The organism is Pseudochryseolinea flava (assembly GCF_003286915.1).
GTDB lineage: Bacteria > Bacteroidota > Bacteroidia > Cytophagales > Cyclobacteriaceae > Ohtaekwangia > Ohtaekwangia flava.
In genome coordinates, this window is the sequence record NZ_QMFY01000002.1 from 134,722 (window position 1) to 152,737 (window position 18,016).

An 18,016-nucleotide genomic window follows, 5' to 3' on the forward strand; every position below is an offset into this window, starting at 1 on the left:
TTTCGAAAGCACTCCGTCATTGAATAGTAAACTAAAACTATGACAGCGGTCGACCTAAACTGGAACAGCGTGCAAAACGAACTTAAGGGATTCGTCTACAAAAGAGTTAAAGACAAAGCACTCACAGAAGACATCGTTCATGATGTATTTCTGAAGGTTCAATCAAAAATTCACCAAGTAAAAGAGTCTGATAAACTTTTCGGTTGGATTTATCAGATTACCCGCAATACAATTACGGACCACTATCGAAAGAACGCCAAAAATATAAATCCGAAAGACATAGACTGGGAATCAAGTCCTCCAAACTTTAATGATTGCGTTTCGAATGCAATCAGCGAACTGATCCCGACGCTACCAGAAATTTACCGTGTTCCATTGGAGATGACGGAGCTACAAAACATGTCACAAATCGACGTCGCAGAAAAGCTTAAACTCAATTACACCACAGCAAAAGCACGTGTTCAACGGGCGCGACAAATGCTACGGGAGAAGCTTAACGAAATTCTCATCATCAAAACGGATGGATACGGAAATGTGATCATTTGCAAAGATCGCGGGCTTTGCTGTTAATTCTCTTGTCTTTTTTAAGTCGCTGCGTCTTTGGTGTAAATACTTAAGACACATGGAAAAACTAAGACTATTCATCCTTCTTTCGCTCATCTCATTTACTGGCTTTGCTCAAAAAAATAAATTAGCAGCAGTAAATGATCACTACAAAACCCTGCAACAGATCAGCAGCGATCCCACCCCAGCACGCGCATGGATGGACACCATCAAATACCCTCCAGCTGAATATGGAAGTTCAATCGTTTATCTCCTTGTAAGACCACATTACCTTTCCGACAGTCAGGCGAAGACCCTAAGCGAAAGCGTTAAATTTCCGGCGAACAGTTCGGACCAGGTTCGGAAAGAATTGGACTACATGCTCGAGCTTCAATCGAAACGAACTTCTGAGCAAGTAACACGTGTCGAATTCATCGGCAACATCGGCTACTGGCCCTCAATCAATTTGATACCTTCCCATCAATTCTACGATCAAAATTTGAAAGACTTGTTCTTCGAAGGCAGCGAACTCATGGGAGAAAACATAAATGCAAAAAACTTCCCTAAGCTATCGAAACTGCTCCAAGGTGTAATGCAAGATATGCGCGTAATGGAGTTTACGATTAAGTATAAATTATTACGTCCGCGTCCATACCATCTCGAATCAAGACTTCAGCCACTCACAAAAATCAATTCGCCATCATTTGCAAGCGGCCATACACTCTGGGCGTTCCTTCAAGCATTCACGTGGAGTGAAGTGGTTCCCGAAAAGCAGCAGCAGTTTATTGCACTTGCTGAAGAAATCAGAAGATCGCGCGAAATCATGGGCATCCACTACCCCAGCGACAATGAAGCATCAAGGCAAATTGCGTACAAGATGATGCAGTGCTATTTCAAAAACGAAAATTTCTTGAAAGACTACCGCGAAGCTGTTGCCGAATGGAAAGCGGTATCACCAAAGTATATACACTAATTGTTTTATAAAAAGCGTTGCCTCTACCCCTTAGATGGCAACGCCTTTGTTACTACTTATCACAGCAAGATGAGCCATCTTCAGGCTGAGCACAACAGGCACCATCATTATCTTCAGCTTTTTCACTTGGTGTGCAACAAACCGAGGCATTATTCTTGGGAGCACAACATGACGAAGCCGCAGGCGTCTGTATTTTCTCAACCGGAACTTTGCTTTTAGTAAGCATTGGAATTTCTGTATTTGTTTCCATCGTTTTAATGTTTTCACCTATAAAGACGGTGACGCATTAAAATGATGCAGAAATTTCATTCCACTATTAACTTGTTAACAGGGGCTGCAAGATTCCCCACAACCTGACTTTCCTTTTACGTCCATCACATTGCCCCGCTTATCCGTTTCTATTTGACAACAATTGTAAAACAGTTGTTTGAGTCGCTCACGACCACGTTGAACTTTTGAACGCATCGACGGATATGCTATACCATACTTCTCTGCAAGATCTTTCTGCTTAATGCCCTTGATTTCCGATTCAACGATGATATCGCGGTATTCATCCGGTAACAAGTCAATCATGTTAGCCATACATTGGTCCAGCCCTTTTGTTTGATCTGGTTCCTCAACATCAGCAATATCGTCCGTCAGTTCAGCACTAGTCGCATGCTTTCGTTTGTTGGCATTTAAACGATAATAATCGATAATCGCGTTTCGTGTGACCGTGAATATCCAGTTTTTGATTTTTACATCTTCATCCAGCGTTCTGATATTCGACGATATCTTAACGAAGACATTCTGCAAGATATCCTCCGCATCTTCACGCGAGCGTATTTTGTGCTTCACGTAGCCCAACAGCTCGGCATGAAACTGTTTATATATAATCCCTATTTCCATAGATAAAAAACTTTAAAAGCTTTTCGTGGGCTTCCGAGATGGATGAAAAGTAAAATGATTAGAACAAAAATCGTGATTAATATCACTGCGTTCAAGTACAGCGACGTAAGAAAAAATCCTCCAAGCAACGTTCCAAGCGCAGCGCCTATATCGCGCCAGGTTGCATTTTCCGCCACGGCGGCCAACGAATGTAACTTCCCCTTTGACGCACATGCTGGTGTGATTGCGGAATTAACGCTATAGAATGTAAACACAACAACCACACCCGTACCAATCCAGCCAGCGAGTATCGTGAATAATCCGACCACCACGCACGCTATGGATATCATAAAAACGACATGAAGACTGAATCGATTTGCAAGCCATCCCCCCACGGGTGACAATGCGACAAGGCAAATTCTGCGATAACCGAGATAAAAAGCGGCCAACGATGTTGCGGCGAATAGCGTCATGTTATTGCGATAGTTCAAAAACAAACTACCCAGCACAACTACTAACATACCGTCAATCAAAATAGACGACACCAGTGTTATTGCGTTCAACGTACTCGGCCAACACATCACGCGCGCGTCTACAAAGGATGGCGTCTTATCATCGCAGCGCGGCAATGCAAAAGCAAAATAGAGTGCTGGTATCGATAGCGCCGCGAGCACATAAAAAATAACCGACTCAGCAACATGCGCCAAAAGCCATGGTGTAAACATGAGTGTGATCATCGGGCCAGATTCCTGCAGACCTCTGCTAACGCCAAGCGCAAACCCTACGCGTTCATGTTGTAGGGCATAACCTAACACGCCTATTCGCATAGCTGAAAAAGCAAGTCCCCACATGACGCGAAAAAATATCCACGCGACAACACTTGTTGCCATACCATATCCGAATGTTGAAGTTAGCGCAAGCACTACTGCCACGATCATGATGGCACGCAATCCGTACTTCGCAAAAGCATGGACAAGCCATGTAGCGGAAATGATGCGAACGACACGATTGATAGACAGCAGAACACCTACCCATGCGATCGGAACGCCGACGTCATCAAAATTTACGGGAAGAAACGGATACAAAAACGCGTCCCCGAAACTTGCGAACGCGAGCGCAAGCGCAGCGAATGCCGGCGACTTTACGCTTGTATCCTGTTCGTTCTTCATTATCCGCAACAAGCTGCACTTGCTTTTTTCTCCTTCAGCTTTGCTTCAACACCACAGCACGCGTTGCCTGTAACGCTCCCGGCAAGATCTACACTACAAACACCAGTTTCAGGAAGATCCAACGCAACTTTCAGCGCGCCGTCAAAGTCTCCGTCGATCGCAGCAACGACGGAGCGCACTTGTTCATAGCCAGTTGCCATTAAGAACGTCGGCGCTCGACCATAACTTTTGGAGCCCACGATATAAAAATCTTTTTCAGGATGACGAAGTTCTTTTTCACCATGTGGTCTAACGGTGCCGCAACTGTGAATATTTGGATCGATTAACGTCGCGATTTCATGAACACTTTCAAGCGATGAATCTATGCGCAAGCGAATTTCACGAACGAAAGAAAAATCAGGACGCGAACCTGTGTTGCTAATGATTTCATCTACCGGAGGCAACGTGTACTGCCGGTCATGTTGAAATCCGATGACCTGTAGTCTTCCCTCTTTCTTCCGCACCTGCTGAATCTGAAACGGTGTATAGACGTTCACACGATCATTGTTTACCAATGCCTCGATCTTGATTCCCAATGCTCCACGCGCTTCGAAGGCATCGTTCTCCTGTCCACCGTATACATCGCGGATGTTTTTCTTTCTCAACACCCAATTGATTTCCGTATCGGGATACTGGTCTTTCAGTCGGTCGAGTTCAAGGATCGCATTGATGGATGAATGTCCACTACCAACAACAAGAACACTTTTATTTTTGTAACGATGGGAATGCGTTTCCAGGATATAAGGAATACCGTAAAAAATATTGTCGCTATTTTCAATTTCACCAATAGCATAGACGCCTCCCGAGCCAATAGGGTTTGGTGAGTTCCAAGTACCCGTTGCATCGATCACGGCCTTCGCTTCGAACTGCCTCACTTCTTCACCTTGTAAAACTTGAATCACGAAAGGAAGATTTTCTCTGCCTGACGTTTTCATCTTATCAACATTCTTTCTCCCTATAGACAATACTTTCGTGTTTAAGTACGTATTGTACTTAATGAAAGGAAGCTCATAAAACGGTTTGAAATATTGACTATAAAGTTCGTCACCTGTTGGCAACCCGTCATCGCTGGGACTTTGCCAAAGCGTTTCTTTCAAGAGTTGGCGTGCTGCCTTATCGATATTGTACTTCCAAGGTGAGAATACTCGGATATGCTTCCACGAAAGAATATTTGATGCTACCGTAGCACCGGCTTCAAATAATATAAACGGGATACCACGGACTTTGAGGTGCGCTACTGCCGCAAGCCCAACAGGACCTGCGCCAACAACTACGACAGGGAGTGATTTAACTGCTTCCATTGTTTTTGAGTTTCACCCGTAATGACGGTGCGACTCAAAAAAAGATGCAGCATTCGAAAAACTATTTGTCGCCGGCGAACGCGGCACACAATGCCGTGCTATTAATCTGCGAAAATCGCCGTGGCAAAAGATTGGCGAGAACCATCGGTAAGATCCTTACGCTCTCCGTTCACCCAATAGGTAGCCGTGTAGGTCGAATTCTAGGTACAGATCCTGTAACAAATACATGATCACCGCTAACAGTGATGGTCCAACACTACTACCCTGCGTACCCATTCTTCCAGTACAGTGCCACATTAAATGTCCATTTAACTCCTGACCTGCCATCGGGAAAGCTACCGTTTACATCTCATCATCTGCATAGTAGGTGTAAAAAATTTTCGCCATCAAGATACATGACGATTGCTCACCAAAAAATGTAAACGCTTGGATATGGTAACATCAAACTTACATGACAAGCCACTACGGACAATCCGATAGAATAATAAATGCAATTGTATGAATATCCGTTCACAGCGTCTTCATACAATTGCAACAAATGAAAATCAGGCCAGGATTCGCACAGAAGGCTCTCGATTAAAATATCGTTTCATAGACGCCGATACGAAGTCCCGTAGTGTCGTAACACCTTCGCCTTTAACAACACCTGCTTTCTCCAACAAAGGCAATGCTTCTTCAGCGTAACCGATGGCTTTGAGGTGGCCGAACGCATCCATCACCCATTGAATCGCAGCGGCTTCTTTCAACAATTGTGTGGTTGCTGCTTGCGTTAAGATCACAGCAACAGCATCGAACAGCTGTGATGGCGTTCCTGCAAGTTGACCATCAACGGCCACGCTTGTCTTGTCCGATAGTACAACGCCATTTACCTTCGGCGCCACCACATTAAAACTACCACCAGCTTTCTTAATTTCCTTCTTTAGTTTAGTCAATGCATTGGCATCACTTCCATCAGCAATCAAAATCCCGACGCAGCGTCCTTCCAATGTTTCTTTCATATTTTTTTGGATCGACAATGCATCAGAAGGCTTCATGTCTTGAACAGGATGTGCCGAAGGTGCTTTATTAGGCAATGCCATGCCGAGTCCGTTGGCTACACGTGAAGCGAGATCTTCCGAAACGTTTCTGAAATTTGCCAGCACGCGTGCTCTCACATGCGCAAGCGTCACCTTCGACAACTCAAATACAATAGCCGATGCAATATGTGCTTGTTCATTGGCTGTTTGGGATTGATAAAATAGTCGCGCGTGGCTGTAGTGGTCTGCAAATGACTCCGGTCTTATACGCAACCTATCTCCTTGCTCGTCCTGATCAGGTCTGCCCGAAAAACTTCTAAAACCCGTTACAGGGCACTCGCGTGGACCTGTTTCTTCATTGGCCATGTTAAGACTATTGGGTTCATAATTTGCTCTTCCCTTAAAAACCTGTGTCTGCATCATCCCATCACGCTGAAAATTTCCAAAGGGACACTTCGGCGCATTGATTGGCAACTGATTGAAATTGGCGGTACCTAATCTTGATTTTTGTGTATCAAGGTAACTGAACAATCTACCTTGCAGTAGCGGGTCGTTGGTAAAATCAATTCCTGGTACAACGTTCGCAGGACAATAGGCAACTTGCTCTGTCTCCGAAAAGAAGTTATCAGGGTTTCGATCAAGTACCATTCTACCAACAATTCTGACAGGCACAACCTCTTCAGGAATTAATTTCGTCGGATCGAGTACATCAAAAGGCAACGAATCTGCTTTTCGTTGATCAAACAGTTGCATCCCGAGCTCCCACTCCGGATAACTTCCCTGCTCAATGGATTCGTATAAATCTCGTCGATGATAATCATTATCCGCAGCTTGTAATTTCAATGCTTCATCCCACACCGTTGATTGAAGTCCTAGTTTAGGTTTCCAATGAAACTTCACAAAAGTAGATTTGCCTTTTGCATTGACAAGTCTGAAGGTGTGAATACCGAAACCCTCCATCGTTCTGAATGAACGCGGTATTCCGCGATCGCTCATTGCCCACATGATCATATGAGAAGTCTCGGGCATGAGCGAAACAAAATCCCAAAAGGTGTCGTGCGCACTGGCAGCTTGAGGATAGCCACGATCTGCTTCCATTTTTACGGAATGCACAAGATCCGGAAACTTCATCGCGTCCTGAATAAAGAAAACGGGTATGTTGTTACCAACTAAATCCCAGTTCCCTTCTTTAGTATAAAATTTTACCGCAAATCCCCTTACGTCGCGTGGTGTATCAACCGACCCTGCGCCACCAGCAACCGTCGAAAACCTTGTGAATAGAGGCGTCTTTTCCCCAGCTCTCTGAAAGATATCTGCGCTCGTGATATCGGAAAGCGATTCATATAACTCAAAGTATCCATGTGCAGCAGAACCCCTCGCATGAACTATCCGCTCTGGAATCCGCTCATGATCAAAATGAAATATTTTCTCTCGCAGTACAAAGTCTTCCAACAAAACAGGTCCACGTGCACCAGATTTAAGACTGTTTTGATTATCGGATATCTGAACACCCTGATTGGTGGTCAACATCTCGTAGCCATTTTCATTTGTCTGGTGTGTTTCCCCACCCTGAGATTTTTTAGGAGTCTTATTTTTCATAGTTCGGCTTTTTAGATAGAATACAAGTGACCTACATCCGAATACAAATCATATTCCAGCCACCCCGACAACCTCAATGCCTTAATTAGACAATTCAACTTTCATCACGATGCGCTGTTTTTAACAAGTTCGTTTTTTACATTATCTTTAGTCCCCGCCTCTACTCACACTTTTTACATTGGGCTTACCCGCTATTATCGAATGATACAAAACGATCGCGACGCGCATTCTCCTGCCGTAAAAAATTCAGAAATCGCTACTGCCGAGTTTCACAACTATTTCGTGCACGCGCCGGTTGCCATTGCAACGATGCATGCGCAACGATTCACCGTTGCTAACCATCGATTCGCGGAACTCATTGGCAAAAGTACGGACCAAATTATTGGCCGTTCCCTCGACGACGTTATGCCCGAAGTCGCCGCCGCGATTTTACCCTCGCTGAACGAAGCGCTAACCACAGGTATCCGCGCATACGCAAGCGAAGTTCCACTTCCTGATCGTTCAAAAGATAAAACGCTCGGATATTTTAATTTGGTGTTCGATCCTACGAAAGACACCCAGGGCAACACGACTGGAATTTTTATATCCGCCATTGACGTAACAGAACAGGTCGTCGCCAAACTTAGGCTTCAAGAAAACGATTGGCAGCTTCGACTTTTTGCTGATGCCATGCCTGTTCTTATATCGTATGTCGACCGCAACGAACGCTACCAACTGACGAATAAGCATTACGAAGAATGGTTTGGTGAATCTGCTGAACATGTGAAGGGCATGAGCATGCTAGAAATGCTTGGCGAGAAAGCATATGCGGCGATTCACCCCTATGTAGCGCGAGCCCTTGCCGGAGAACGCGTATCGTACGAAAGTAAAGTAAACTACAAAAAGAAAGGCGAGACATACATCCACGCTACCTATATCCCCAACATCGCTTCTAGCAATGAAGTTCTAGGCTTTTATGTGTTGGTGGAAGACATCACAGAAAGACGAATCACCGATGACAAGATTAAGCAAAGTGAATCCCAATTTCGTCGCATGACCGATACAGTTCCGGCAATCATTTGGTTGACCAATAAAACCGGATACTGCACTTACTTGAATAAACATTGGTATGATGCCACGGGACAAACGCAAGAAGAAGCGCTTGGATTCGGTTGGCTTACGGCAACACATCCCGAAGATAGTCCTGGAGCAGAAGCTACTTTTTTGGAAGCAAATGCCGACCAGAAAGATTTCTCTGCAACGTACAGGCTAAAGCATGCTGATGGTCAATACCGTTGGGTGATCGACCGTGGTAGTCCACGCTTTGATAATGCCGGAAACTTTGAAGGTATGACTGGATCCGTTGTTGAAATTCACCAACAAAAAGAAGCTGAAGGAAAGATCAGAGAAAGTGAATTGCAATATCGCTTGCTTGCAGAACAGTTGGAACAATTGGTTGAAGCACGCACGCGCGAATTACAGCGCAGCAATGAAGACCTTCAGCAGTTTGCTCACGTTGCCTCCCACGATCTAAAAGAACCGGTTAGAAAAGTAAAAACATTCGTCGACAGATTGATCTATGACTACAGCTCGGAAATTCCAGAGAAGGCCTTGGAGTATCTAAAGAAGATCGATAAATCTTGTGACCGCATGAATACAATGGTGGAAGGCGTATTGAAGTATTCAACACTAACGTCGCTTGAAGACAACATCGAAAAAGTCGATATCGCTGAACTCATCCGCAATATTGAATCGGACCTGGAAGTTGTCATTGAAAAGAAAAAAGCTTCCATTGAAAAGATAAACCTTCCTACGATTCAGGGTTCAAACATCCTCCTCTATCAACTGTTTTACAATCTCATCAACAATTCATTAAAGTTCTCCATCGCTAATCGAGCTCCCGTCATTTCTATCTCCGCACACGCCGCAAATGAACAGGAAATACTATCCGCAGGACTAATCTCTAGCAAGCAGTATTATACCATTCGTATTACTGATAACGGCATTGGCTTTAGTGCACAACATGCAGACAAAATCTTTAAAGTCTTTATGCGTTTGAATTCGAAAGATCAATTTGAAGGAACTGGCTTGGGCTTGTCACTTTGCAAAACAATTGTCGAACGTCACCAAGGCGCGATCTGGGCTACAGGCGAAAATCTCAAAGGCGCAACATTCACGATCTTACTGCCAGCATAGTCTCATCAGCATTAGAAAAATGGGCTACGGCTGATCCGTCAAAATGAAACCAACACTGTGGATGTTCTCAATCTTAACGGATGAATCACTGGCAAAATATTTTCTAAGCTTGGCAATAAAAACGTCGAGACTCCTGCCTTTAAAGTAGTCGCTCTCACCCCACAACGCAATTAGAATTTCATCCTTCTTCGTAATCTGATTTTTCTTCAAGCAAAGAAGTTTAAGAATCTCATTTTCTTTCGCGGTAATCCGCTTTATCATAGTGCCTGTCGAGAGCGTTTGATTTTTCGGATCGAACTGATAAGATCCGATGCTGAAGCACGCATCCTTCGTCCCGTTGATCTGAACTTGAGACCGCCGAAGTATCGCTTTGATCTTATAAAGTAACTCAAATGTCTCGAACGGTTTGGTGATGTAATCATCTGCACCCGATTGGAATCCTCTGATCTTATCGTCAAGTAGCGATCGCGCTGTCAGAAAAATGATTGGCACATGATCATTTCGTAATCGTATCTCCTTTGCAAGACTAAACCCCTCCCCATCGGGAAGAGAACAATCCAGAATACACATACTAAATACATCGGCGAGAAATGATCGTAATCCGGTTTTGATGTTGACAGCCAACTTAACTTCATATCCTTCTGACGTCAAGAAGTTTTGCAAGAGAAGCCCTGCATTGGTATCGTCTTCAACAATTAATATTCTATCTGCCATACCCTTACAATACCGGAAGTGTAATCGTAAAACAGCTACCCGATACGCCATCACTCGACAACGATAGTTTTCCGCCATTCTTTTCAACGGAAGTACGTGCGAGGTATAACCCTAAGCCGAAGCCCTCCGGCAATTTCCGGCTGCTTCGCACGCGATACGCCTTCTTGAAAACAAGCGCTTGCTCATGAACAGGAATTCCCGGGCCGTCGTCCTCAATCTCGATAGTAATTCCTTTGCCTTCATTCCGCGTTCTGATTTTGATGATTGATCCTTCTTGCGAATAAGTGATTGCATTATCGATGATGTTCATAATGGCGCTCGAAAGTTGCAAATGACTTCCCTGTACAATAGCGCGATTGGCCTCCAGCTGCATCTCGATGCGGCCATGCATCTCGTTTAATTTTATCTTGAAAGAATCAACAGCACTCGCGATCAATGGATGAATACTAATTTCAGTTTGATCGGATGAATCTTCTTCCAGAACAGCATCTACCGAAGCCAAGCCAAGGATCTTACGCGCCCTATCTTTAAGTCTCACGGTCTCACTTTCGATGATGGATACAAACTGATTCTTCGGCTCGTTATCGTTCTCCGTTTGACGATTCAACAAGGTTACGGCAAAAGAGATATTCGAGATCGGTGTCTTTAAATCATGCGTCATGGTATTGATAAAATCAACGGTTTCTTTTCTGATTTTCTTCTCACGCAAGAGTGCCCGTACCGTGCTGGTAAAAATCCAAATGAGAAGCATTAACACAACGATGGAGAGAATAAACATACCGTTGATCTGCGAACGCACAAGCTGAGCCTGCGATGGTATTTCGATACGCACAAGTACATTTTGCTTTCCGGATCTTCCCGGATACAACACTGCCTGACTCATCGACAACGCGTGTTTCGCGCTATCGCCTGTAACCGAAGAGAATTTTAATTCAAAAGGAACATGAATGTTATAGGATGCAAGTGTATACTTAATCAACGAATCAATTTTGATTTTGTCTTGCGTTTCGAAGGGTAGCTCAAAAGTTCCTTTGCCACGGGAAATGCATGTTTCTACATTCGCTGTTAAACCACAATCTTTTGAGAGCACATCCATTGCCTCGCACAACGCACTGTTGACACGTTGATTCAGAAAGCTTTCTTCGATGCGTGCAGATTGCATCAGCCAAGTAACCTGCGTTGCCAGTATCGTTCCCACGAGTAGGAACATCACAACAGCATACACCCAAACGCGATTCGTAGACATATCTTTACGTTGTATTTATACGCAAATTATTCACAAATCTTGGCACAAACACGACTTGCAGTCTTGGGGGTAAAGTTTTAACTTTTCGTTAACACTCTTCTAACTTTTTATTGGGGCATGCCCACGCATTTGTCGCGTTACATTTGAACATTACAAAACAAAAATCGTTCATATGAAAAAAATCGCCTTATTAATCGTATTTGCCGTATCGGCATATGCATCGTACGCGCAATCATGCACCAAACCTTGTAAGCCTTCTTGCGCCGAAACTTGTTCTACACCATGTGACAAAACGAAATGTGAAGCCAAGTGCAGCAAATCAGCTGAGGCGGCTTCTATTACGGACATGAGAAAAGATCTCCAAAGTGTCATTGACAAAGCCTCAAAATCGTCTATTGCCTTTAACACCAAGTTAAAACAAATGACCATCACGCAAGGGAAAAACGACGAAGAAAGCCTCCTTCACATGTCGAAAGTAGCATCGTCTATTCGCGAAGAATTCGTTACTACACTAAACGCTGAAAAATTGGTTTCATCGCTTAAAGATTTCAAACCAACATCATCTACACCGCAAGAATTGTTAGCAAGCTTGAAACAAGAGATCCACTTGTTAGCGACACAAGCAGACAGATTGTAAAAGGAAAAAATGATGAGAGCCCGACATCCTGCACTATATGCGACGGTGTCGGGCTACTCAACCAATACGACACTTCACTATCGGTTCAATGCCGACGCCAAAGCTTCACGAAACCTTGTTGGTTGATCTATCCAAATGTTGTGCCCTGCCTGTGGGACGACAGTCACCTGTAACCCTGGAATTCCTTTCGACGACATCGTCACCAGTTTGGCCCCCATATCAAGAAAATCATGATCACCAATAATCACCGATACTGGTAATGATGATTTCTGAAAATTCTGATAGTAGTTCCATTCTGAAGCGGGCATTGTTTTCGACACAAGTCCATCTACGGTAGCATTATAGAACGGACCGCCCTCTCGAAGCCGCCGCCACTTGCTTACATCGTAAAGAAAACGCGAAGCAAACATAATCCTAAACTTGGATGTCTCTTCAATCGACGACAATTTCCGTTGCGTCAACAAACTATTTTTTGCCAACTCGGCATTAACTTCCGAACGCGAAATAAATCCGCTCACCTGTTGGCTGTTCTTGTCCATCACGGCGCGCTCTTCGTTACTGAATGGAGTCCGTAAATAGGCCGGCGCTACTAGCATAAGACTTTTCACGCGATCTTAAATCTTTCCTGATAAGCACACGCCAGCACAGCTCCCATGGGGTGTCCAACGATTTTAAGTTTCTTTACGCCTAATTCCTTACGAATCATTCGAGATCCTCAATGTGATGTTCGAAACTAATCAACGAATCGGGAAACGGAGATCGCAATGAACCACGCTGATCATAGAGCACAAATAAAAATTTATCCTCTAGTCCACGCACAGCGTCAAGTAAGGTATGATGTTCTCCTCCCCAACCGCCATGTAATAAAACAACGGTGTCGCTACCGTACCCTAGCGTTCGAACATATAACTTCGGCCCTCCCTGCCAATCGACGCCAGGCGCGATAAACCACTCCATGAACGAACTCTGATCTCTGACAAGGTTTTCCTTCTTGGATTGACCGACTGCAACGTGGCCTGACAATGCAATCACTAAAAACAGTAACGTTAAATTTTTATACATGACAACGGATTTGAATGATAAGTGTAAAATACAAAGAAGTATCAATATTCTTACGAGACAATCAACACCAGCCATATCTTTGAGATGAGTAACAACATTCACGATGACCGATAATGAAATAGCAAGAGTGTCGAGGTTGCAAGCTATAACCATGCTCTTTCAAGGAAAACGACTCATTACCGCCACTGAACTCGCCGAAAGATTTTCTGTTAGCGTAAGAACAATTTATAGAGACATCAAATCCCTTGAACAAGCTGGTGTCCCCATTGTGACGGAAGACGGCAAGGGATACTCTCTCCTAGCAGGATACCGAATACCGCCAGTAATGTTCACTGAAAACGAAGCCAACGCGTTGATCCTGGCCGAACAGTTGGTGCTCAACAATAAAGACGCCTCTTTCACAAAAGACTACGCAGACGCCATCGATAAAATTAAAGCGGTTCTCAAAACAACCGTAAAAGAGAAAGCTAACCTTTTGAGTCAGCGAACGCGATTCGATCAGAATATTAACCGTACCAGAACCAGCAACAACTTGTCGGAGCTTCAATTTGCGCTTACAAACTTCTTCGTCACCAAAATTGACTATAGCAATGAACAAAAGAAAGTCTCGTCGCGGTTGATTGAGCCATTCGCCTTATTGAGCACACAAGAAAACTGGCTCTTGGTAGCATGGTGCCGACTTCGAAAAGATTTCCGCTACTTCCGAATCGACAGAATCAAAAAACTAGAAATGCTCACCGAAAAGTTTGAGCCCCATAAACTCACCCTGCAGGAATATTTCGATAAATATTATTAATCCGTCAACAACCCCTGACATACTGTTGTCACACCCCCTCCATAATTTTGGTTCGTTAAACAAAATATCTGTATGATCAATCTTTTATCGAACTTGAACTGGTGGGGAGTATTGGCAGCGTTTCTCCCTTACACAATCCTCGGCGCGTTGTGGTTTACGTTGTTCTTTGTTAAGCCCTATAAAGCTACCTTGGGAAAAGCGAATCAGGAATTAAACAACAAAGCCCCCATCTACATCGTCGGCCCGATGATCTGTACGTTCTTCATTACAGTAGCCGCCGCTATTTTTATTGACGCGCTGAATATCCAAACCATGGGCAACGCGATTGAATTTGCCTTTATTGCCGGGATTGGTTTCCTTGTAGCAAACACGTTAAACATCGCCATCAACCCGAACATACCGCATCCGATACGATATGGCGTGATTACCGGTTCTTATCACCTTGTCGGTATCACGATCGCGAGTATCATCATCGTTCTAATGAAGTAAAATGCAACACGATTCAAATACATTTTGCCCAACAAGCCAGAAAGAATGGAGACAATGGTTACGCAAAAACCATAAGTCAAGCGAGTCTGTCTGGCTTGTACTTCACAAAAAGAAAACAGGCATCCCAACCATTACCTGGGCCGAGGCCGTTAACGAAGCATTATGCTTTGGATGGATAGATGGCAAACGACTTTCTCTGCCCGATGACAAGTTCAAACAATTCTTTTGTAAACGTAAACCAAAAAGCACTTGGTCAAAAATCAATAAAGAAAAAGTTGATGTGCTGATCAAGCAACGAATGATGACCAAAGCTGGTTATGATGCGATTGAAGTGTCTAAAAGTAATGGCGCTTGGAACATCCTCGATAGCGTCGAAGCTTTGGCCATTCCCAAAGACCTTGAAGTGGCATTCAAGAAAAATCCAGGAGCAAAGAAAATTTTCTTGTCATTATCAAAATCGGCAAAAAAATTATTACTCGCGAAACTGATGTTTGCCAAGCGACCTGAGACAAGGCAAGTGAGAATTCGTGAGATCTGTGAGATTGATCACCGACAATAGCGACGATGATCCATGCACTTTTTGTGGTTCCTTTCTTTGTCAATTAGTTCCCTGAAGCGCGAGCATGTTCCCTTCGGTATCTTCGAAAATTGATGAATACCCATACCCAGGCGCAATCTCCATGCGATTTTGAATTATTTTCCCGCCAGCGGCAACAATACGACTGAGCATCTCTTCCATTGCATCGCCAGAATCGAAATACACCAGAGGACCACGTTTACCCGGCGCCGTGTAATCGTATTGTACAAGCGCACCGCAGAAACCATCACCCGCTCTATTGGGAAAACATGGATACTTCAGCCCACCAACGGAAAGCTCAACAATCTTAAATTGAAATACACTTTCGTAAAAGCTCTTTGCCCGTGCTACATCGGCAACAGGTATTTCGATCCAATTAACGAGTTCATTTGCCATAATCGATAAACGTTTAGATGAAACTTGAAACGACACACGATGTGTGCAAAACCGCTATTCTCAACATACGTGCAAAGTCTTGTAAATGTTTATGGCAAGCAGAGAAACGAACACTCAAAAGGCACTATCGGCTGAATTCAAAGACTTTCTTTTTTACGACCTCACCGTTCACAATAATCTCCAACAGATGTTGACCGCTATTCAATTTACGCGTTGTAAAATCCTGGAAACGCTGCCGCTTAACAATCGAAACGATTTCGTCTGGCGCCAATACAACTTCCTTCAGTTTAAAAACTTTGCCCGATTGTATCCCTGATTTTTTATAATAATGGATACGATAATCAACCATCAATTTCTGCCGTTTAGATTTCGCTGAAACGATATCAAATTGAAATTCCAACACATCGTTTAGTCGCACAACGTCATTGGTCATCTTGAATTTTTTAATGGAAATCTTAACGTCTTTTTCCAGCCCAAAAATGCTCATCGATTTTTTATCACCATCCTTCAACAAGGAACGAATACCGCGCTTCACAATCCAGGCGGTATGAGGCTGTGTTTTATCCCAAGCATTCACCAGCCTCAGCACGTGCTCGGGCGAATCTTTTGAAATATCATTCAGGTGATTGGCTACGGACTTCCGCACGTAAAGTTCGCCGTCGCATTTAAGGTTCTCAAGAATCGGCGATGTTATGCTTGGATTTTGTATAACCTGATCCAATTTAAAAGACCATGGCAGGCGTGGCCGACTTCCTTCAGACGACAACCTGCGAACGTGAAAATTTTCATCGGTCGACCACTGCACCATTTTCTTCATGGTGCGATCAAAGTCTTGCAACAAGAAAACGCGAATCGCAAATTCCGATGACCCGAACGATGTGAAATATTTTAAAGCATCGAGAGACTCGTGGAAATATGGAAGCCCATACTGACTGACAAAATCCGGAAATAAGAGTGTCGTATACCCACCGTTGAGTTGTGGCACAACATCCTTGAGAATCCCAAGGGCTTGTGTGTAATTCGCAGGAAGATGCTGATGCAACACCACCGACGTCTTACGCATACGCTGGTTGAGGGATAATTCTTCAATATTATGCGTTACTTCCTTGATGAATCGCGCAGCCTGGAACGGGGCATGAACAGACGCCACGGCATGCGCCAATTTCTTGTAAAAGCTGTGACCAAACATTTCTTTTAAAGGTTCCATGGAATACTATTTGGGTTCCAAATAAAAAGAAGACAATGACAACCCTATGTCAGCAGCGAAATATAAATTTCAAGTTGATAGATAAAATAAAAAGAGATCCAATCTAAGACACCGCCACTGAATGAGCCTATTTACTCCACGTGTGATCGTAGGACAATACGTGTCATAAAACCGCTTACGAGCGCTAGGACTTCATCGAAATTTGTTGCAAGCGCTTTGTGACCGCCATCCAATATGTGCAGTTCAGCATCAGGAAGATCGCGTTTGTAGCATGGCGCCTCCTTCACGCTAAAAAAGGCATCGTGCTTTCCCCAAATGATTAACGCCTTGGGTTGCTGTGTTCGGAAGTAATTTTGAAAAGAAGAATACATGGCAAGATTGTTTTTATAATCGCAGTTGAGTTCGAACTGCATTTCGATGTTTCCTGGTCTGCTCATCCGTTCCCAGTCGAGCGTCCACAATTCCGGCCCAATCCGTGTCATCAATTCATCTGATATCCCTGCTATATATTGCATCTTGGTTCCTTCCTTGCTTAAAAAAGCAGACACACGTTCTTTTTTTCTTCCGTAGGATTCTCCCAGTAGTCTCTCGTCTCGTCCCACTCCGCGCCAATCCCCTCGATGTAAGCATTTCCATTTTGGATGATGATGCCTGCAATTTTTTCCGGATGTCTCAGGCATATTCGCAGACCAATAGGACAGCCATAGTCATGAAGATAAATGGCGAAAAACTTCAACCCTACTGCCTCCACAAAATTGCCAATGTGCAATGCGATATTTTGAAACGTGTACTCAAATTGGTCTTTCGCTGGAAACGCGCTAAAGCCGAAGCCCGGGTAATCAGGGGCGATAAGATGATATCGATCGGCCAATGCGATCATCAGATCATTAAACATTACGGAGGAAGACGGGAACCCATGCAAAAGCAACAGCGACGGATTTTCTGAATCCCCCGCCTCCCGATAAAAAATATCGACACCATCCACCGCGATCGTCTTATGATAAATTTGCTGTGACATGAACTTCATTTGAAGAAAAAAAAGATGCCACGCAGTGTAAGTGTATATCCAGTTTATCTCGGTAGCATGGTTGCCTTAGTGACTTCATGTGTCACATCGTCGTGGTAAATGGCACGATGGCTGGCATCCTGTTCATCACAACGGAATATGGGAGCGGCGTGTTCATGCGAGAAAGAACGCACCGAAAACGAA

20 protein-coding genes are annotated in these 18,016 nt (G+C 44.0%); 7 read left to right on the top strand and 13 right to left on the bottom strand.

Features of this window, described 5'->3' with window-relative positions; translation table 11 throughout:
* Positions 1–39: 39 nt before the first annotated feature.
* Together DQQ10_RS05910 and DQQ10_RS05915 are read left to right on the top strand one after the other, a co-directional pair.
* Positions 40–570, top strand: a complete 531-nt coding sequence (locus tag DQQ10_RS05910; protein ID WP_112745911.1) for a sigma-70 family RNA polymerase sigma factor — start codon at positions 40–42, stop codon at positions 568–570.
* Between the two features lie 52 nt (positions 571–622).
* The gene (locus DQQ10_RS05915) at positions 623–1,516 is read left to right on the top strand and encodes a phosphatase PAP2 family protein (RefSeq protein WP_112745912.1); all 894 of its coding nucleotides are present in this window, start codon (positions 623–625) and stop codon (positions 1,514–1,516) included.
* 52 nt (positions 1,517–1,568) lie between these two features.
* Here DQQ10_RS05915 and DQQ10_RS05920 read toward each other — a convergent pair whose 3' ends face one another.
* The 5 genes from DQQ10_RS05920 to DQQ10_RS05945 all read right to left on the bottom strand — a co-directional run bounded on the left by DQQ10_RS05920 (position 1,569) and on the right by DQQ10_RS05945 (position 7,507).
* The gene (locus DQQ10_RS05920; RefSeq protein ID WP_133259546.1) at positions 1,569–1,766 is read right to left on the bottom strand and encodes a hypothetical protein; all 198 of its coding nucleotides are present in this window, start codon (positions 1,764–1,766) and stop codon (positions 1,569–1,571) included.
* A gap of 74 nt (positions 1,767–1,840) precedes the next feature.
* Positions 1,841–2,404 carry an RNA polymerase sigma factor SigZ gene (sigZ, locus tag DQQ10_RS05925; protein WP_112745914.1) on the bottom strand — a complete coding sequence of 188 codons (564 nt, stop codon included), beginning with the start codon at positions 2,402–2,404 and terminating at the stop codon, positions 1,841–1,843.
* Positions 2,395–3,552: an MFS transporter gene (locus tag DQQ10_RS05930; RefSeq protein WP_112745915.1), complete on the bottom strand. Its 1,158-nt coding sequence runs from the start codon at positions 3,550–3,552 to the stop codon at positions 2,395–2,397. The genes sigZ and DQQ10_RS05930 overlap by 10 nt, the downstream gene beginning before the upstream one ends.
* Positions 3,552–4,892 carry an NAD(P)-binding domain-containing protein gene (locus DQQ10_RS05935; RefSeq protein ID WP_112745916.1) on the bottom strand — a complete coding sequence of 447 codons (1,341 nt, stop codon included), beginning with the start codon at positions 4,890–4,892 and terminating at the stop codon, positions 3,552–3,554. The genes DQQ10_RS05930 and DQQ10_RS05935 overlap by 1 nt, the downstream gene beginning before the upstream one ends.
* Positions 4,893–5,437: 545 nt before the next feature.
* Positions 5,438–7,507, bottom strand: coding sequence for a catalase (locus tag DQQ10_RS05945; RefSeq protein WP_112745918.1), 2,070 nt, complete (start codon positions 7,505–7,507; stop codon positions 5,438–5,440).
* A 201-nt stretch (positions 7,508–7,708) separates the two neighbouring features.
* Here DQQ10_RS05945 and DQQ10_RS05950 point away from each other — a divergent pair, with 201 nt between their 5' ends.
* Positions 7,709–9,682 carry a PAS domain S-box protein gene (locus DQQ10_RS05950; RefSeq protein WP_112745919.1) on the top strand — a complete coding sequence of 658 codons (1,974 nt, stop codon included), beginning with the start codon at positions 7,709–7,711 and terminating at the stop codon, positions 9,680–9,682.
* A 24-nt stretch (positions 9,683–9,706) separates the two neighbouring features.
* Here the strand turns inward: DQQ10_RS05950 and DQQ10_RS05955 are convergent, their stop codons facing one another.
* On the bottom strand, positions 9,707–10,396 hold the full coding sequence (locus DQQ10_RS05955; protein WP_112745920.1) for a response regulator transcription factor: 690 nt from the start codon (positions 10,394–10,396) through the stop codon (positions 9,707–9,709).
* A 4-nt stretch (positions 10,397–10,400) separates the two neighbouring features.
* Positions 10,401–11,642 carry a sensor histidine kinase gene (locus DQQ10_RS05960; protein ID WP_112745921.1) on the bottom strand — a complete coding sequence of 414 codons (1,242 nt, stop codon included), beginning with the start codon at positions 11,640–11,642 and terminating at the stop codon, positions 10,401–10,403.
* 172 nt (positions 11,643–11,814) lie between these two features.
* On the opposite strand from DQQ10_RS05960, the gene DQQ10_RS27730 reads away from it, so the two are divergent.
* Positions 11,815–12,279, top strand: a complete 465-nt coding sequence (locus tag DQQ10_RS27730) for a hypothetical protein (RefSeq protein ID WP_133259547.1) — start codon at positions 11,815–11,817, stop codon at positions 12,277–12,279.
* A gap of 77 nt (positions 12,280–12,356) precedes the next feature.
* On the opposite strand, the gene DQQ10_RS05975 is transcribed toward DQQ10_RS27730, so the two are convergent.
* Both DQQ10_RS05975 and DQQ10_RS05980 read right to left on the bottom strand, forming a co-directional pair.
* Positions 12,357–12,875, bottom strand: coding sequence for an alpha/beta fold hydrolase (locus DQQ10_RS05975; RefSeq protein WP_112745924.1), 519 nt, complete (start codon positions 12,873–12,875; stop codon positions 12,357–12,359).
* 106 nt (positions 12,876–12,981) lie between these two features.
* Positions 12,982–13,341: an alpha/beta fold hydrolase gene (locus tag DQQ10_RS05980; RefSeq protein WP_112745925.1), complete on the bottom strand. Its 360-nt coding sequence runs from the start codon at positions 13,339–13,341 to the stop codon at positions 12,982–12,984.
* 103 nt (positions 13,342–13,444) lie between these two features.
* Between DQQ10_RS05980 and DQQ10_RS05985 the strand changes: the two genes are divergently transcribed.
* The 3 genes from DQQ10_RS05985 (at position 13,445) to DQQ10_RS05995 (ending at position 15,185) form a co-directional block, all read left to right on the top strand.
* On the top strand, positions 13,445–14,137 hold the full coding sequence (locus DQQ10_RS05985; protein WP_112745926.1) for a helix-turn-helix transcriptional regulator: 693 nt from the start codon (positions 13,445–13,447) through the stop codon (positions 14,135–14,137).
* A 72-nt stretch (positions 14,138–14,209) separates the two neighbouring features.
* A complete protein-coding gene (locus DQQ10_RS05990; protein ID WP_112745927.1) occupies positions 14,210–14,626 on the top strand; it encodes a DUF1761 domain-containing protein in 417 nt (138 codons plus the stop codon).
* Position 14,627: 1 nt separating this feature from the next.
* Positions 14,628–15,185, top strand: a complete 558-nt coding sequence (locus DQQ10_RS05995; protein WP_112745928.1) for a YdeI/OmpD-associated family protein — start codon at positions 14,628–14,630, stop codon at positions 15,183–15,185.
* Positions 15,186–15,224: 39 nt separating this feature from the next.
* Here DQQ10_RS05995 and DQQ10_RS06000 read toward each other — a convergent pair whose 3' ends face one another.
* The 4 genes from DQQ10_RS06000 to DQQ10_RS28085 all read right to left on the bottom strand — a co-directional run bounded on the left by DQQ10_RS06000 (position 15,225) and on the right by DQQ10_RS28085 (position 17,824).
* Positions 15,225–15,599 (bottom strand): VOC family protein, encoded by a 375-nt coding sequence (locus DQQ10_RS06000; protein WP_112745929.1) that lies wholly within the window; start codon positions 15,597–15,599, stop codon positions 15,225–15,227.
* A 124-nt stretch (positions 15,600–15,723) separates the two neighbouring features.
* Entirely contained in the window at positions 15,724–16,806 is a 1,083-nt protein-coding gene (locus tag DQQ10_RS06005) for a DNA alkylation repair protein (protein ID WP_112745930.1), read from the bottom strand.
* Between the two features lie 131 nt (positions 16,807–16,937).
* Positions 16,938–17,354, bottom strand: a complete 417-nt coding sequence (locus DQQ10_RS28080) for an alpha/beta fold hydrolase (RefSeq protein WP_221409677.1) — start codon at positions 17,352–17,354, stop codon at positions 16,938–16,940.
* The gene (locus tag DQQ10_RS28085; protein WP_221409678.1) at positions 17,339–17,824 is read right to left on the bottom strand and encodes an alpha/beta fold hydrolase; all 486 of its coding nucleotides are present in this window, start codon (positions 17,822–17,824) and stop codon (positions 17,339–17,341) included. The genes DQQ10_RS28080 and DQQ10_RS28085 overlap by 16 nt, the downstream gene beginning before the upstream one ends.
* Positions 17,825–18,016 lie beyond the last annotated feature (192 nt).

What these genes read in the sequence shown, in the direction of transcription:
- DQQ10_RS05975 (WP_112745924.1), bottom strand. Translation starts at nt 12,875, where the DNA reads ATGCTAGTAGCGCCGGCCTATTTACGGACTCCATTCAGTAACGAAGAG.
- DQQ10_RS05910 (WP_112745911.1), top strand. Translation starts at nt 40, where the DNA reads ATGACAGCGGTCGACCTAAACTGGAACAGCGTGCAAAACGAACTTAAG.
- sigZ (WP_112745914.1), bottom strand. Translation starts at nt 2,404, where the DNA reads ATGGAAATAGGGATTATATATAAACAGTTTCATGCCGAGCTGTTGGGC.
- DQQ10_RS05995 (WP_112745928.1), top strand. Translation starts at nt 14,628, where the DNA reads ATGCAACACGATTCAAATACATTTTGCCCAACAAGCCAGAAAGAATGG.
- DQQ10_RS05920 (WP_133259546.1), bottom strand. Translation starts at nt 1,766, where the DNA reads ATGGAAACAAATACAGAAATTCCAATGCTTACTAAAAGCAAAGTTCCG.
- DQQ10_RS06005 (WP_112745930.1), bottom strand. Translation starts at nt 16,806, where the DNA reads ATGGAACCTTTAAAAGAAATGTTTGGTCACAGCTTTTACAAGAAATTG.
- DQQ10_RS05990 (WP_112745927.1), top strand. Translation starts at nt 14,210, where the DNA reads ATGATCAATCTTTTATCGAACTTGAACTGGTGGGGAGTATTGGCAGCG.
- DQQ10_RS05985 (WP_112745926.1), top strand. Translation starts at nt 13,445, where the DNA reads ATGACCGATAATGAAATAGCAAGAGTGTCGAGGTTGCAAGCTATAACC.
- DQQ10_RS05980 (WP_112745925.1), bottom strand. Translation starts at nt 13,341, where the DNA reads ATGTATAAAAATTTAACGTTACTGTTTTTAGTGATTGCATTGTCAGGC.
- DQQ10_RS05960 (WP_112745921.1), bottom strand. Translation starts at nt 11,642, where the DNA reads ATGTCTACGAATCGCGTTTGGGTGTATGCTGTTGTGATGTTCCTACTC.
- DQQ10_RS05950 (WP_112745919.1), top strand. Translation starts at nt 7,709, where the DNA reads ATGATACAAAACGATCGCGACGCGCATTCTCCTGCCGTAAAAAATTCA.
- DQQ10_RS05935 (WP_112745916.1), bottom strand. Translation starts at nt 4,892, where the DNA reads ATGGAAGCAGTTAAATCACTCCCTGTCGTAGTTGTTGGCGCAGGTCCT.
- DQQ10_RS05945 (WP_112745918.1), bottom strand. Translation starts at nt 7,507, where the DNA reads ATGAAAAATAAGACTCCTAAAAAATCTCAGGGTGGGGAAACACACCAG.
- DQQ10_RS06000 (WP_112745929.1), bottom strand. Translation starts at nt 15,599, where the DNA reads ATGGCAAATGAACTCGTTAATTGGATCGAAATACCTGTTGCCGATGTA.
- DQQ10_RS05915 (WP_112745912.1), top strand. Translation starts at nt 623, where the DNA reads ATGGAAAAACTAAGACTATTCATCCTTCTTTCGCTCATCTCATTTACT.
- DQQ10_RS05955 (WP_112745920.1), bottom strand. Translation starts at nt 10,396, where the DNA reads ATGGCAGATAGAATATTAATTGTTGAAGACGATACCAATGCAGGGCTT.
- DQQ10_RS28085 (WP_221409678.1), bottom strand. Translation starts at nt 17,824, where the DNA reads ATGTCACAGCAAATTTATCATAAGACGATCGCGGTGGATGGTGTCGAT.
- DQQ10_RS05930 (WP_112745915.1), bottom strand. Translation starts at nt 3,552, where the DNA reads ATGAAGAACGAACAGGATACAAGCGTAAAGTCGCCGGCATTCGCTGCG.
- DQQ10_RS27730 (WP_133259547.1), top strand. Translation starts at nt 11,815, where the DNA reads ATGAAAAAAATCGCCTTATTAATCGTATTTGCCGTATCGGCATATGCA.